Source organism: Streptomyces sp. 3MP-14 (assembly GCF_006334905.2).
GTDB classification, from domain to species: Bacteria; Actinomycetota; Actinomycetes; order Streptomycetales; family Streptomycetaceae; genus Streptomyces; species Streptomyces triticirhizae.
On record NZ_VDLZ02000006.1, the window covers coordinates 401,920 to 416,223 of the forward strand.

The 14,304-nt window shown below is 74.7% G+C and carries 9 protein-coding genes; 7 read left to right on the forward strand and 2 right to left on the reverse strand.

Annotated features, from left to right (window positions below; genetic code table 11):
- Positions 1 to 22 precede the first annotated feature (22 nt).
- Positions 23 to 337, reverse strand: a complete 315-nt coding sequence (locus FH609_RS12725; RefSeq protein ID WP_139667094.1) for a WhiB family transcriptional regulator — start codon at positions 335 to 337, stop codon at positions 23 to 25.
- Positions 338 to 717: 380 nt separating this feature from the next.
- Here FH609_RS12725 and FH609_RS12730 point away from each other — a divergent pair, with 380 nt between their 5' ends.
- From FH609_RS12730 to FH609_RS12745, 4 genes are all read left to right on the forward strand, one after another.
- Positions 718 to 1,329 (forward strand): response regulator transcription factor, encoded by a 612-nt coding sequence (locus FH609_RS12730; protein WP_019431595.1) that lies wholly within the window; start codon positions 718 to 720, stop codon positions 1,327 to 1,329.
- A gap of 247 nt (positions 1,330 to 1,576) precedes the next feature.
- Entirely contained in the window at positions 1,577 to 2,152 is a 576-nt protein-coding gene (gene shbA / locus FH609_RS12735) for an RNA polymerase sigma factor ShbA (protein ID WP_319789589.1), read from the forward strand.
- 98 nt (positions 2,153 to 2,250) lie between these two features.
- On the forward strand, positions 2,251 to 3,756 hold the full coding sequence (guaB, locus tag FH609_RS12740; RefSeq protein ID WP_139667092.1) for an IMP dehydrogenase: 1,506 nt from the start codon (positions 2,251 to 2,253) through the stop codon (positions 3,754 to 3,756).
- Positions 3,757 to 3,856: 100 nt separating this feature from the next.
- The gene (locus tag FH609_RS12745) at positions 3,857 to 4,972 is read left to right on the forward strand and encodes a GuaB3 family IMP dehydrogenase-related protein (RefSeq protein WP_139667091.1); all 1,116 of its coding nucleotides are present in this window, start codon (positions 3,857 to 3,859) and stop codon (positions 4,970 to 4,972) included.
- Positions 4,973 to 5,011: 39 nt separating this feature from the next.
- Here the strand turns inward: FH609_RS12745 and FH609_RS12750 are convergent, their stop codons facing one another.
- Positions 5,012 to 6,244: a nucleotide sugar dehydrogenase gene (locus tag FH609_RS12750; protein ID WP_139667090.1), complete on the reverse strand. Its 1,233-nt coding sequence runs from the start codon at positions 6,242 to 6,244 to the stop codon at positions 5,012 to 5,014.
- Between the two features lie 228 nt (positions 6,245 to 6,472).
- Here FH609_RS12750 and FH609_RS12755 point away from each other — a divergent pair, with 228 nt between their 5' ends.
- The 3 genes from FH609_RS12755 (at position 6,473) to FH609_RS12770 (ending at position 14,224) form a co-directional block, all read left to right on the forward strand.
- Positions 6,473 to 8,239 carry a glycerol-3-phosphate dehydrogenase/oxidase gene (locus FH609_RS12755; protein WP_139667089.1) on the forward strand — a complete coding sequence of 589 codons (1,767 nt, stop codon included), beginning with the start codon at positions 6,473 to 6,475 and terminating at the stop codon, positions 8,237 to 8,239.
- Between the two features lie 222 nt (positions 8,240 to 8,461).
- Positions 8,462 to 10,741, forward strand: coding sequence for a serine/threonine-protein kinase (locus FH609_RS12765; protein WP_226961597.1), 2,280 nt, complete (start codon positions 8,462 to 8,464; stop codon positions 10,739 to 10,741).
- Between the two features lie 225 nt (positions 10,742 to 10,966).
- Positions 10,967 to 14,224: a hypothetical protein gene (locus tag FH609_RS12770; RefSeq protein WP_139667088.1), complete on the forward strand. Its 3,258-nt coding sequence runs from the start codon at positions 10,967 to 10,969 to the stop codon at positions 14,222 to 14,224.
- The last annotated feature ends 80 nt before the right edge of the window (positions 14,225 to 14,304 follow it).

Here is a 14,304-nt window from a genome sequence, read left to right on the forward strand (position 1 = left end):
CCGGAACGGTGCGCGCGCCGGTTCAGCGCTGGCGGTGGGCGCCGCTCTCGGCGAGCCCGCGCCGGGCGCGCCCGAGCAGCTCCTCGCGCTCGTCCTCCGTCAACCCGCCCCACACCCCGTAGGGCTCGCGCACGGAGAGCGCGTGCGCGGCGCACTCGGTCCGCACCGGGCACCGCATACACACCTCCTTCGCCGCCTCCTCCCGGGCGCTGCGCGCGGCCCCGCGCTCCCCCTCGGGGTGGAAGAACAGCGAGCTGTCCACCCCCCGACAGGCGGCCATCAACTGCCAGTCCCACAGATCGGCGTTGGGGCCGGGTAGGCGGGAGAAATCTGCCATGACATGTCCCATCGTCATCGGGGTCGTCGCCGCGACCGCACTCACGACCAGCACGTGCAACACGAGCAAGAAGAACCGTGGAAGTAGATGTAAATATGACTACCCGCCGAATATAGCCTGAGACACGTCAAAGCGGAAAAGAAGGACTAAATAGGGCAAACAGCTACAAGCCGGGGCGGTGTCGTGTTGGTCGGAACGAGACTTCGGTGTGATGACCTGGTCACGTAAAGTGCAGATGCTGTGAGGTGGGAGGCCGTAACTCTTTCGGGTGACCATCGTTGAGAGGGCGGAGGCGGTTGGCTCGGCTGTCAATCGCCCGGCACGACGACTCACACTCCCTGGAGGCTCAAGGTGACGCGCATCAGCTGCGGAGGGCGGCCATGACTTCTGTCCTTGTCTGCGACGACTCCCCGCTCGCCCGGGAGGCGCTCCGCCGCGCGGTCGCGACCGTGCCCGGCGTCGAGCGGGTCACGACGGCGGCCAACGGCGAGGAGGTCCTCCGCCGCTGGGGCGCCGACCGCTCGGACCTCATCCTGATGGACGTCCGGATGCCCGGCCTCGGCGGCGTCGAGACGGTCCGCCGGCTGCTCTCGGCCGACCCCGGCGCCCGCATCATCATGTTGACGGTGGCCGAGGACCTCGACGGCGTGGCGCTGGCCGTCGCCGCCGGCGCCCGTGGCTACCTCCACAAGGACGCCTCCCGCGCCGAGTTGCGCGCCACGGTCACCCAGGCCCTGGCCGACCCGACCTGGCGCCTCGCCCCCCGCCGGCTGCGGTCCTCCGACATGGGCGCGGCGCCCACGCTGACCGCGCGCGAGATCCAGGTCCTGGAGGGCATGAGCCACGGCCGGTCCAACGCGGAGATCGGCCGTGAGTTGTTTCTCTCCGAGGACACGGTCAAGACCCATGCCCGCCGGCTGTTCAAGAAGTTGGGCGCCTCGGACCGCGCACACGCCGTGGCCTTGGGTTTTCGTTGGGGTCTGGTCCGCTGACCGCACCCGGTGCACGGGTAGGGACGGGGTGTTCGCCGCCGGCGCTCCACCCCGTCCGGTGGGGAGCGGGACGCGAACGGTCCTCCGGTGTCGCATCCTGGAAGCATGAAGCTCCTTGGGGACGAGCCAGCCGGGTGTGAAGGGGAGGGCCAGGAACGTGACCTTCAGCGCTCCCGCGCATAACGCTTCGGTGCACAACTCCGCCTCCGCCGCCACGGAGCGGCCGGCGGGGGTGCACCATGGACCGATGCGCGATGACGACACCTCGGCGATCGCCGCCCTGGCGCATCGTGCGGCCATGGGGGACGCCCAGGCCACCCACGACCTGTTGGCCCATGTGCATCCGCTGGCCCTGCGCTACTGCCGGGTCCGGCTCTCCCGACTCCCGGGCGAGGCGCGGCACTTCGTGGACGACCTGGCGCAGGAGGTCTGCCTGGCGGTGCTCTGCGCGCTGCCGCGCTACCGCGACACCGGACGTCCGTTCGACGCGTTCGTCGTCGCCATCGCCCAGCACAAGGTCGCCGACCTCCAGCGCGCCGCGCTCCGGCACCCCGGCAGCATGGCGGTGCCCTCGGACGAGATGCCCGAGCGGCCCGACGACTCGCTGGGCCCCGAGGAGCGCGCGCTGCTGTCCAGCGACGCCGAGTGGGCCAGGAAACTGCTGGCCAACCTGCCGGCGCATCTGCGGGAGCTGGTGCTGCTGCGGGTCGCCGTCGGGCTGACCGCCGAGGAGACCGGGCACCGGCTGGGAATGTCGCCGGGCGCCGTCCGCGTTGCCCAGCACCGCGCCCTCAGCAGGCTCAGGGCGCTCGCCGGGCGGTAGGCCGAGCGGGTGGCGCGGGGTCGTAAGCTGGACACCCCGGCCGGGTGAGCTGGAGGGGAGTCGTCCGGTTCATTTCGGTTCGTTCGGAAAGTGGTGTCATGACTGATCACGTGGGCGAGGTGCCGCAGAAGTTCGCGGCGCTCGGGCTGACCTTCGACGATGTGCTGTTGCTGCCCGGCCCGGCGGATCTGGCGCCCGGTGACATCGACACCTCCTCGCAGCTGTCCCGCAACGTCCGGGTGAACATCCCGCTGCTCTCCGCCGCGATGGACAAGGTCACCGAGGCGCGGATGGCGATCGCCATGGCCCGCCAGGGCGGCGCCGGGGTCCTGCACCGCAACCTCTCGATCGAGGAGCAGGCCGCCCAGGTGGACCGGGTCAAGCGCTCCGAGTCCGGGATGGTCACCGACCCGATCACCATCCGGCCGGACGCCACCCTCAGCGAGGCCGACGAGCTGTGCGGCCGGTACCGGATCAGCGGCGTACCGGTCACCGACGCCTCGGGGAAGCTGCTGGGCATCGTGACCAACCGCGACATGGCGTTCGAGACGGACCGCTCCCGCGAGGTGCGGTCGGTGATGACGCCGATGCCGCTGGTCACCGGGCAGGTCGGGATCTCCGCGCAGGAGGCCGTCGAGCTGCTGCGCCGGCACAAGATCGAGAAGCTGCCGCTGGTCGACGACTCCGGCCGGCTCAAGGGCCTGATCACCGTCAAGGACTTCGTCAAGGCCGAGCAGTACCCCAACGCCGCCAAGGACGCCGAGGGCCGGCTGATCGTGGGCGCCGCCGTGGGCGTCACGGGCGACGCGTACGAGCGGGCCGAGGCGCTGATCGAGGCCGGCGTGGACTTCGTGGTGGTGGACACGGCGCACGGCCACTCCCGGCTGGTGCCGGAGATGGCCGCCAAGATCAAGGCCAACCACGACGGCGTGGACGTCGTCGCCGGCAACGTCGCCACCAGGGACGGCGCCAGGGCGCTGATCGACGCGGGCGTGGACGGCATCAAGGTCGGCGTCGGGCCGGGGTCGATCTGTACCACCCGGGTGGTCGCCGGCATCGGCGTGCCGCAGGTCACCGCGATCTACGAGGCGTCGCTGGCGGCCCGCGAGGCGGGCGTGCCGGTGATCGGCGACGGCGGCCTCCAGTACAGCGGCGACATCGCCAAGGCCCTGGTGGCCGGCGCGGACACGGTGATGCTGGGCAGCCTGCTGGCGGGCTGCGAGGAGTCCCCGGGCGAGTTGCAGTTCATCAACGGCAAGCAGTTCAAGTCGTACCGGGGCATGGGCTCGCTGGGCGCCATGCAGTCCAGGGGCGAGCGGCGTTCCTACTCCAAGGACCGCTACTTCCAGCAGGGCGTGGGCGACGACGACAAGCTGATCCCCGAGGGCATCGAGGGTCAGGTGCCCTACCGTGGCCCGCTGTCCTCCGTCGTCCACCAGCTGGTGGGCGGGCTGCACCAGTCGATGTACTACCTCGGCGGGCGCACCGTTCCGGAGATCAAGGAGCGCGGGCAGTTCGTGCGGATCACCTCGGCGGGGCTCAAGGAGAGCCACCCGCACGACATCCAGATGACCACCGAGGCCCCCAACTACTCGCGGCGCTGAGCGCCCGGGCGACGGGCGACCGGGTGGCGAACGGGCCGGGGGCCGCCGGGGCGGCATCGGCGATACTGGGGGGCGCACACCGCATGGAAGGGCTCTACCTGTGACTGAGATCGAGATCGGGCGCGGCAAGCGCGGCCGGCGCGCCTACGCCTTCGACGACATCGCCGTGGTGCCCTCGCGCCGCACCCGCGACCCGAAGGAGGTCTCGATCGCCTGGCAGATCGACGCCTACCGCTTCGAGCTGCCGTTCCTGGCCGCGCCGATGGACTCGGTCGTCTCGCCGCGGACGGCGATCCGGATCGGCGAGCTGGGCGGTCTCGGGGTGCTCAACCTGGAGGGTCTGTGGACCCGCTACCCGGACCCGGAGCCGCTGCTGGCGGAGATCGCGGGTCTTGAGGAGGACCGGGCCAACCGGCGGCTCCAGGAGATCTACGCGGCGCCCATCCAGGAGGAGCTGATCTTCCAGCGCATCCGCGAGGTCAGGGACGCCGGTGTGGTCACGGCGGCCGCGCTGTCGCCGCAGCGGACGGCGCAGTTCTCCAAGGCCGTGCTGGACGCCGGCGTGGACATCTTCGTGATCCGGGGCACCACCGTCTCCGCCGAGCATGTCTCGGGCGCGGCCGAGCCGTTGAACCTCAAGCAGTTCATCTACGAGCTGGACGTTCCGGTGATCGTGGGCGGCTGCGCGACCTACACCGCCGCGCTGCACCTGATGCGCACCGGCGCGGCCGGGGTGCTGGTGGGCTTCGGCGGCGGCGCCGCGCACACCACGCGGAACGTGCTGGGCATCCAGGTGCCGATGGCCACGGCGGTGGCGGATGTCGCCGCCGCCCGGCGGGACTACCTGGACGAGTCGGGCGGGCGCTACGTCCATGTGATCGCGGACGGTGGCGTCGGCTGGTCGGGCGACCTGCCGAAGGCGATCGCCTGCGGCGCCGACGCCGTGATGATGGGCTCCCCGCTGGCCCGCGCGACGGACGCGCCCGGGCGCGGGCACCACTGGGGCATGGAGGCGGTCCACGAGGACGTGCCGCGCGGCAAGAAGGTGCACCTGGGCACGGTCGGCACCACCAAGGAGGTGCTCACCGGCCCCTCGCACATCCCGGACGGCTCGATGAACTTCTTCGGCGCGCTGCGGCGGGCCATGGCCACCACGGGGTACTCGGAGCTGAAGGAGTTCCAGCGGGTCGAGGTCACGGTGGCGCTTTCCCGCTGAACGGGCGGACTTCCGGGGGCCGTTCACCGTCTGTGGCGTTCACAGGCGGTGGGCGGCCCCCGCCGGCGTGGCGCCCCTGGTGTCGAAGAGCAGCTGCGCCTTGGCGGCCAGGCCCTGGAGGTCGTAGGTGCCGTGGTGGGTCAGCAGCAGCGTCAGGTCGGCGACGGCGGCCGACTCGTACGGCGAGTCGGCGCGCGGCACCCGCCGGCCCGCCACCCGCCACTCGCTGACGCACGGGTCGTGGAAGCTGAGCTGGGCGCCCAGCGTCAGCAGCCGGGAGGCGATCTCGTGGGCCGGGCCGCGTTCCAGGGCGGGCAGCTCGGGGCGGTGGGCGACGCCGAGCAGCAGCACATGGGCGCCCCTGGCCGACTTGCCGTGCTCGTTGAGCAGCGCGGTGGCCCGCTGGGTGACATAGCCGGGCATCCGCTCGTTGACCTCGCGGGCCAGGCCGACCAGGCGCAGCCGGTTGCCCGGGTTGACCGGGGCGTCCAGCCCGGCGGCGCCCGGGCCGGGGCGGCAGATGCCGCCGGGGGCGGGGGAGCGGGCCTCGGCGCAGCGGACCACGTCCCACAGGTCGATGCCCAACTCGTGGCAGAACATGGCCATCTCGTTGATCAGGGCCATGCCGACGTGCTGGACGTTGGTCTCCAGGACCTTCACGGTCTCCGCCTCGCGCAGGCCACGGGCGCGCACCACCTTGTCGGTGAGCCGGCCGTAGAACGCGGCGGCCGCCTCGACGCAGTCGGGGGTCAGGCCGCCGATCACCCGGGGCGAGGCGGCGTGGCCGCCGGTCGCGCCGGGGTCCAACCGGCCGGGAGCGTGCGCCAGTTGGAAGTCGCGCCCGGCGCGCAGCCCCGAGCCGCGCTCCAGCACCGGGCGCAGCACGCCCTCGGTGGTGCCGGGCGGCACCGTGGATTCGAGCACCACCAGGGTGCGGGGCCGCAGCCGGGGTGCGAGGGTGGCGGCGGCCTCCCGCACCGCGTTCAGGTCGGGGGCGCCCCGGTCGTCGGGCGGGGTGGGCGCGCAGATCAGCGCGGTGCGGACCCGGCCGAGCACGACCGGGTCGTGGGCGGCGCGGAAGCCGCCGGCCAGCATCCGGCGGAGCGCCGAAGCGGAGAGCGAGGCGTCGCCGGGTGGGCGCCCCGCGTTCAAGCCGGCGGCGATCCGGGCATCCGGTACGAAGGCGACCGTGCAGATGCCTGCGGCGGTGGCCGCCTGGGCGGCGGGCAGTCCCAGTGGCCCAAGACCGAGGACGGCGAGATCAGCGGGCATACGCGGGCGGCTCCCTTCCCTTCTGCCGCTCCCCGGGGAGGGCATATGCGCTCCGGTCAGGTTACGGGCATATATGACAGATACGGTGGATTGGCCCGGTTCAACAGGCCGAGGGGACGCGCCCGGGCGGCGAACTCGGTGGAGCTGGGAGAGCCTGAAGAGGGCCACGGATCGACGGAGCAGGCGACGCCAGGGTCGGCACGCACGCGAGATGCCAGGGAGGCAGCGGTGAGGACAGCGACGCTAGGACCGGAACAGCGGGCCGAGGCACTGGCCCGGATGGCGGAACGGGAGTTGGACGTCCTCGTGGTCGGCGGCGGCGTGGTCGGCGCCGGCACCGCGTTGGACGCCACCACCCGGGGCCTGTCCACCGGCCTGGTGGAGGCCAGGGACTGGGCGGCCGGCACCTCCAGCCGGTCGAGCAAACTGATCCACGGCGGGCTGCGCTATCTGGAGATGCTGGACTTCGGCCTGGTCAGGGAGGCGCTGCGGGAACGCGGCCTGCTGCTCAGCCGGATCGCCCCGCACCTGGTGCGCCCGGTGCCGTTCCTCTACCCGCTGCGCCACCGGGGTTGGGAACGGTTCTACGCCGGCTCGGGCGTGGCGCTCTACGACGCGATGTCGCTCTCCTCGGGCCACGGGCGCGGCCTGCCGACCCACCGTCACCTGACCCGTTCCCACGCGCTGCGGGTCGCGCCCTGCCTGCGGAAGGACGCGCTGGTCGGCGCGTTGCAGTACTACGACGCGCAGGTGGACGACGCCCGGTTCGTCGCCGCGCTGGTCCGCACGGCCGCCAGCTACGGGGCCCGGGTCGCCAACCGGGCGCGGGTGACCGAGTTCCTCCGCGAGGGGGAGCGGGTGGTGGGCGTGCGGGTGCTGGACCTGGAGAGCGGGAACGGGGGCGGCAACGGGGCGGGCGACGGGACCGGCGACGGCGCCGGCTCGGGGGAGTTCCGCACCTACGAGATCCGGGCGAAGCAGGTCGTCAACGCCACCGGGGTGTGGACCGACGACACCCAGGCGATGATCGCCGAGCGCGGCCAGTTCCACGTCAAGGCGTCCAAGGGCATCCATCTGGTGGTGCCCAAGGACCGCATCCACTCCTCGACCGGGCTGATCCTGCGGACCGAGACCAGCGTGCTGTTCGTGATCCCCTGGGGCCGGCACTGGATCGTCGGCACCACGGACACCGCCTGGGACCTGGACAAGGCGCACCCCGCCGCGTCCAGCGCCGACATCGACTACCTGCTGGAGCACGTCAACTCCGTGCTGGCCGTGCCGCTCACCCGGGACGACGTGGAGGGCGTCTACGCGGGGCTGCGCCCGTTGCTCGCCGGCGAGTCGGACGCCACCAGCAAGCTCTCCCGCGAGCACACCGTGGCCCACCCGGTGCCGGGCCTGGTGGTGGTCGCCGGCGGGAAGTACACCACCTACCGGGTGATGGCCAAGGACGCGGTGGACGCGGCGGTGCACGGCCTGGACCGGCGGGTCGCGGCCTGCTGCACGGAGGAGATCCGGCTGGCCGGCGCCGAGGGGTTCGCGGCGCTGTGGAACGCGCGGGGCCGGATCGCCGCCAGGTCCGGGTTGCACGAGGCCAGGGTGGAGCATCTGCTGCGCCGCTACGGCTCCCTGACGCAGGAACTGCTCGACCTGGTCGTCGCCGACCCGCGCCTCGGCCAGCCGCTGCCGGCCGCCGACGACTACCTCAAGGCCGAGATCGTGTACGCCTGTTCGCACGAGGGCGCCCGGCACCTGGAGGACGTGCTGACCCGGCGCACCCGGATCTCCATCGAGACCTTCGACCGGGGCACCCGAAGTGCCCAGGAGTGCGCCGAGTTGATGGGCGGTGTGCTGGGCTGGTCGGACGAGCAGGTGGCGCGTGAGGTGGAGCACTATCTGAAGCGGGTGGAGGCCGAGCGCGAGTCGCAGCTCCAGCCCGACGACCAGACGGCGGACGCGGCGCGTCTCGGGGCGCCGGACACCGTTCCGCTCTGAGCCTCGCCCGGGTCCCGCCCGGGTCCCGCCCGGGTCCCCGGCCTCTTCCCGGCCCTTTCGCGGGGTCTCCCAACGGCCCGTCCGGGCGGCCGCGTTGCCGTTCCCTTCGCCGGTCTCCTTGTTGATTTCGTTACTGATCGACTCGGGCGGGCGGGTCGCCCGGCGCCCCGGATGTCATACGGATGGGTGACAATGGCCGGGGAAGCCGGAGGGGACGCACGCATGGGCCAGGACAACGGGGCAAACGAGTCGAGGCTGCGCCGGCAGTCGCACGAGGACGAGGGCGAGGGCGCGGCGGAGGTCGGCGGCGAGGAGGCGGCGGAGGCCGCGGCCGGGGCCGAGGGCGCCGGGGCCGGCGACGCGTCAGCGTCGGCCGGGGACGCGGGTGTTGCCGGGGGCGGGGACGCGGACGTTGCCGACGGCGAGGGGGCCGCCGACGTGGGTGACCGGCCCACCACCAGGGTCGCACCGAGCCGCCGGAGCGACGCGACCCGGCTGCTGAACGGGCGTTACCGGCTGGGCTCCGTCGTCGGGCGCGGCGGCATGGGCACGGTGTGGCGGGCCACCGACGAGGTGCTCGGCCGTTCCGTCGCGGTCAAGGAGCTGCGTCTTTCGGCCGGGGTCGACGAGGCCGAGCGGAAGCGCATGATCACCCGCACCCTGCGGGAGGCCAAGGCCATCGCCACCATCCGCAGCCGGGGCGTCGTCACCATCTACGACGTGGTCGACGAGGGCTCGCGGCCGTGGATCGTGATGGAGCTGATCGAGGGGCGCTCGCTGGCCGACATCATCCGGCAGGAGGGGCCGATGTCCCCGCGCCGGGCCGCCGAGATCGGCCTGGCCATCCTCGACGTGCTGCGCGACGCGCACGGCGCCGGCATCCTCCACCGGGACGTCAAGCCGTCCAACGTGATCGTGGCCGACGACGAGGGCCGCGTTGTCCTGACGGACTTCGGCATCGCCAAGGTCGAGGGCGACCCGTCCATCACCTCCACCGGGATGCTGGTGGGCGCGCCCTCCTATATCTCGCCCGAGCGGGCCAGGGGCGCCTCGCCCGGGCCGCCGGCGGACATCTGGTCGCTGGGCGCGCTCCTCTACTGCTGCGTCGAGGGCCGCCCGCCCTACGACGAGGGCAGCGCCATCGCCACCCTGGCCGCCGTGATGCACGACCCGGTGCCGGCGCCGACCCAGGCGGGCGACCTGACCGAGCTGATCATGGAGTCGCTGCGGAAGAAGCCGGAGGAGCGGCCGGCCGAGCCCCGGGTGCGGGAGCTGCTCAACGAGGTGTTGGGCGGCGGGGAGGGTTCGGGTTCGGTCACGGACCACCAGACGTTGATGGTCGGGCGGCGGCCGACGCCCAAGCCGGGCACCACACCGGCCGTGCGCGGCGGCGCGGGCGCTGTCGCTGGGGCCGCCGGTGCCGCGGCGGCCGGCGCTGGTGCGGCGGCCAAGGGCGGCTCCGCCGGCGGGACTTCGGGCGGCTCGGCCGGCGCCTCCGGCGCGCGTTCCTCCGCGCCGGCGGTCTCGCCGAAGCCCGGCGTGAGCGACCCGCGCACGCCGGCGCGTGCGACGCCGGCCGTCTCCGCCGACGGCGCCCCGAACGCCCCCGGCGCCGCCTCGGACGTTCCCGGCACTCCGCCGCCCCCCGTGCGGTCGGGCGGCACGGGCGGCGCGGCGGACCCGGCCGAGCGGCGGCGGCTGCTGCTGGCGATCGGCGCGGTGGTGGTGGCGCTGGTCGTGCTCGGCACGGCCGTGGTCATCTGGCTCTCCGGCGGCGACGACGCCTCCGACGAGGGCGGCAGCGCCAGCGGCGGCCAGGAGCAGGGCGAGACCGAGGGGCAGGCGGGCCAGGAGGGGAACGACCCCGACCCCGAGGGCGAGGCCGAGGGCACCGGCGGCGAGGAGAGCGCCGGCGGGGACTCCGGCGCGTCGGGTGAGACCGGCGAGACCGGGGACTCCGGCGAGCCCGGTGGCGGCGAGGACGGCGACGACGGGCCGCCCGGCACCTCCCCGGAGAACGACCCGGACGCCGAGCCGGACAGCCCGACCGGCTACGCCGAAGTCGTGGACGCCGACTTCCACTTCAGCATCTCGCTGCCGCAGGGCTGGGAGCGGGTGGGCATAGCCGGGCAGAACTCGGGAGCTATCTACGCGGCCGAGCCGGGCAGCCCGGTCAAGGTCCAGGTCGACTTCAACGCGCGGCCGGGCGACGACGCCGAGGCCGCCTGGCGCGACCTGGAGCCGGCCGTGCGGGGCAACAGCGAGGACTACGAGCGGATCGGCATCGAGTCCATCGAGTGGCGCGACTATCCGACGGTCGCCGACTGGCAGTTCGAAAGGGTCGAGGACGGGGAAAGAGTCCGGGTGCTCAACCGTGGCTTCAGGGTCGACGACGACCGGGGCTACGCGATCATGATCACCTGTCCGGTGGACGCGTGGGAGGAGGGCTCGTGCCGCACGCTGCGCGAGACGGCCTTCCAGACCTTCGAACCGCTGGAGTGAGGTGCGTTCCCGTTCGCCCGCCGGCGCCCGGCAGCCGGTTCGCTCTCGGCCAGTCGCTCCCGCTTGAGCGCATCTGGACGAGAGTGACCGGATCTGACTGGGGCTGGCGAAGGGCTGAATGGGACTGAGAAGAATCGTCAGTTGACGGACCGTAGCCGAGCAGGTGCCCCGCGCCGTATCGTGGGAAGCCGTCCGGCGGGTGGGCACGCGGTGGGGAGGCGCAAGGTGGACAAGTACGCGGGGCGGCTGTTGGCCGATCGCTACCGGCTGCCCCAAACCCCGTCCGACGAGTTCGAGTTCGTGGAGTCCCGGGCCTTCGACACCGCCAGTGGCCAGGAGGTCCTGGTGCGGCAGGTGCCGCTGCCGGAGGTCGTGGACGCCGAGTTGGTGGACGGCCCGGGCCGGCACGGCGGCGCGGCCGGCGCGGGGCGCGGCGCGGGTGCGGACCGCGCGACCAGGACGCCCGACGACCCCGTGGTCCGGCGGGCCGTCGAGGCCGCCACGGCGGCGGCCGGGCTGCCCGACCACCCGAGGCTCGACCAGGTCTTCGACGTCTTCGTGCAGGGCGACGGGCTGTGGATCGTCAGTGAGTTAGTGCCGGCGAGGCCGCTGGCCGCGCTGCTCGCTGAGGAACGCCTCGGGCCCTACCGCGCGGCCGAGGTGGCCGCCGACCTGCTGGCCGCGCTGCGGATCGTGCACGCGCACGGCTGGACCCACCGCAATGTCACCGCGCGCACGGTGCTGATCTGCGACGACGGCCGCGCCGTGCTGACCGGCCTGGCGGCCGGCGCCGCCGAGGAAGTCCTCTGCGGCTACGACCCGTTGCCCGCGCCGGACATCCCGGACACCTTCGCAGCGCACCCGAGGAACGGCATCTCGGGCCCGGAGCCCGGGCCCTCGGGGCGAAGGCCATCGGAGCCTTCGGGCCGGGAGCCTTCGGGCCGGGAGTCCTCGGGCCGGGTGGCCATGGAGAAGCCGGCGCCGGGCGCCGGGCGGGCCCCGGGCCGGGCCGAGGGCGGCGGCGCGCCGGGCGCGGCCGGGCCGGGCGGGTGGCCGACGGGTGGCGGCGTGCCGGGGGCCGGGCCGGCCGGTGCCGGTTCTGGTGCCGCCGGCTGGCCGGGGAACGACCCGGCGGGGGCGGGCCGGCGGGACAACGTTCGGGAGGACGACCACCGTGCCGGCGGTGGCCCGCCCAACGGCCCCATGGGCGCGGGCGGTTGGCCGCCGGCGGAGGCCGGCGGTTGGCCGGCGGGTACGGAACGGGACGGCAACGGCGGTGCGGGGCAGGGCGGTTGGCCGCCGGCCGCCGGCTCTGGGCCGGGCTCGGGGGCGGGGCTCGGCTCCGCTCCGGCCGGCGGGGTCGGGGCGCCGACCGGGGCCGGTTACTGGGGCTCGGGCGAGGCCCAGTGGCCCGCCGGCTTCACCAGGGACCAACCGCCCGCCGGCGGTGAGGAGTTGGCGGCGGGGCCGGCGCCGGAGCCGGCCGAGTTGCCGCCGGGTTTCCAGGCCGGCGAGCCCGGGGGCGAGCTGCCCGACGGGTACCGGCGGTGGGACAGCGGGCCCCCGGGGACGCCGGGCACCGAGGGCACGGCGGGCGCGGAGCTGGCCGCCAGGGCCCGCGAGCAGGGCGGCCGGCCCGAGCAGCGCGAAGGGTTGCCGTCCAGTTGGGACTTCGAGGGCGGCGCGCCGCCAGCGCCCGGCGGCGAGGGCGAAGCGACCGGCGAGCACCGGCGGCCCGGCGCGGAACGACCGGCGACGGATCGCGCGGCGCGCAGCGGCGCGATCGCCGCCTACCGCGCGGGCGCGCGAGCCGGCGCGGCGCGCAGCGCCAGCATGTCCCCGCGCGCCCCTGGCGCGCCCGGGGCCAGCCCCACCGACCTGCCCGGCGCCCGCCGGCCCAGCGAACCGGTCCGCACCGGCTGGGAGTTGACCGACCGCCCGGGCGGCCGGCCGCCCGGCCAGCCGCAGGGCCCGGCCGAGCAGCCGGGCGCCCTCCCGCCCGGCCCGGCGCGCGCCACCGGCGCGGGCCCGGTGCCGGGCGCCGTCGCGCGCGGCGTCCCGCCGCACGCGGGCGCGGACGCCGGCGCGAACACCGGCCCGAGCACCGGCGTGGGCCGGGAGCCCGCGCTGGTCGGCGGCCACGTGCCGGCCGGCCCGGCCCAGGCGGGCCCCGCCGGGGAGGCGCGCGCCGGAGAGAGCCCCGCCGGGGACGCCGAGCGGCGCTACCGGGGCCCGGACAGCGCGCTGGCCGCCGAACGCGCCCGGCAGGCGCGGATCACCACCGTGGGCGCCGTCACCGAGCGCTGGGCGCCCGAGCAGGCCGGGCCCGTCTACGAGCACTGGCGGCTGGCGCCGCCGGTCGGCCCGCCGGCCGACTTCTGGGCCCTGGGCGCGCTGCTCTTCCGCGCGGTGCAGGGCTTCCCCGCCTACCCGGAGGACGGCGCGGCCGAGTTGGTGCAGGCGGTCTGCGCCGAGCAGCCCGCGTTCGCCGAGGACTGCGGCGCGCTCCGTCCGATCGTGGAGTCGCTGCTGCGGCAGGACCCGACCGAGCGGCCCAGCGCCGAGGCGCTGCGCGGCTGGCTGCGTTCGCTGCTGCGCGGCGCGCCCGAGCCGGACGTCGGCCGCCGCACGGTCACCGCGCCGCCGCCCGCGTTGGAGCCGGGCCGTCCGTCCGACCCCAGGCGGCTGCCGATACTGCGCCGCCGTGGTGAGTTGGTCGGCCCGCGCCGGCGCCCGCGCCCGCGCGGGGAGCGCCCCCCGCGCCGGCTCGGCCGGGTGCTGCTGACCCTGGTGCTGCTGGGCCTCGCGGGCGCCGTGGCCTATGTGTTGGCCTTCGCGCCCGGCGCGCGCGACGCGAACGACGCGACCGGCGAGCGCACCCCCGACGTCGACACCCCGCCGGACGACGCGGAGAACCCGGACCGGCCCGGCGACGCCGGGGGCGCCGACCCGGGGGAGGACGAGGCGACGGTCGAGCCCACCGAGGGCGCCACCCAGCCCTCGCCCAACGAGGAGGACAGCCAACCCGCCCCGCCCCCCGAGGGGTTCGAGCTGGTGGACGACGCGGCCGGCTTCGCACTGGCCGTGCCGGCCGACTGGCAGCGCACCGAGGGCGAGCAGGGCCGGATCGTCTACAGCGACGGCGAGGTGGAGATCCTGGTGGTCCCCGGGCGGGACAGCGTCGCGGACTTCGGCGACACGCCGATGGAGTACCAGCTCACCGAGCAGCCGGAGTTGGCGGACTTCAGGGCCTACCGGTTCGGCGACCACAGCGGCCTGATCGAGACCAGGGTCGGCGAGGTCCAGATGGCCGAGGGCGTCTTCGGCTGGCGCGCCAGCGACCGCGATGTGGTGGCGTTCAACCGGGTGTTGCTCATCGCCGGTGACTACCATGTCATTCAGGTGCTCGGTCCCGACGACCTCAGGGATCGGGTGGCCGACATCTACGACGTGACGGCGGAGAGCTACCGCCGCGCGGGGTAGCGGCCGGCTTCTCCGACCGGCCGGAACCACGACCACCCGGCGCGGCGGAGCACCCGACGGCACAGCAACAGCACGGCACC

Bases quoted from the DNA above. Each gene is read 5' to 3' on its own strand.
- FH609_RS12725 (WP_139667094.1), bottom strand. From the start codon at position 337: ATGGCAGATTTCTCCCGCCTACCCGGCCCCAACGCCGATCTGTGGGAC.
- FH609_RS12730 (WP_019431595.1), top strand. From the start codon at position 718: ATGACTTCTGTCCTTGTCTGCGACGACTCCCCGCTCGCCCGGGAGGCG.
- shbA (WP_319789589.1), top strand. From the start codon at position 1,577: ATGCGCGATGACGACACCTCGGCGATCGCCGCCCTGGCGCATCGTGCG.
- guaB (WP_139667092.1), top strand. From the start codon at position 2,251: ATGACTGATCACGTGGGCGAGGTGCCGCAGAAGTTCGCGGCGCTCGGG.
- FH609_RS12750 (WP_139667090.1), bottom strand. From the start codon at position 6,244: ATGCCCGCTGATCTCGCCGTCCTCGGTCTTGGGCCACTGGGACTGCCC.
- FH609_RS12765 (WP_226961597.1), top strand. From the start codon at position 8,462: ATGGGCCAGGACAACGGGGCAAACGAGTCGAGGCTGCGCCGGCAGTCG.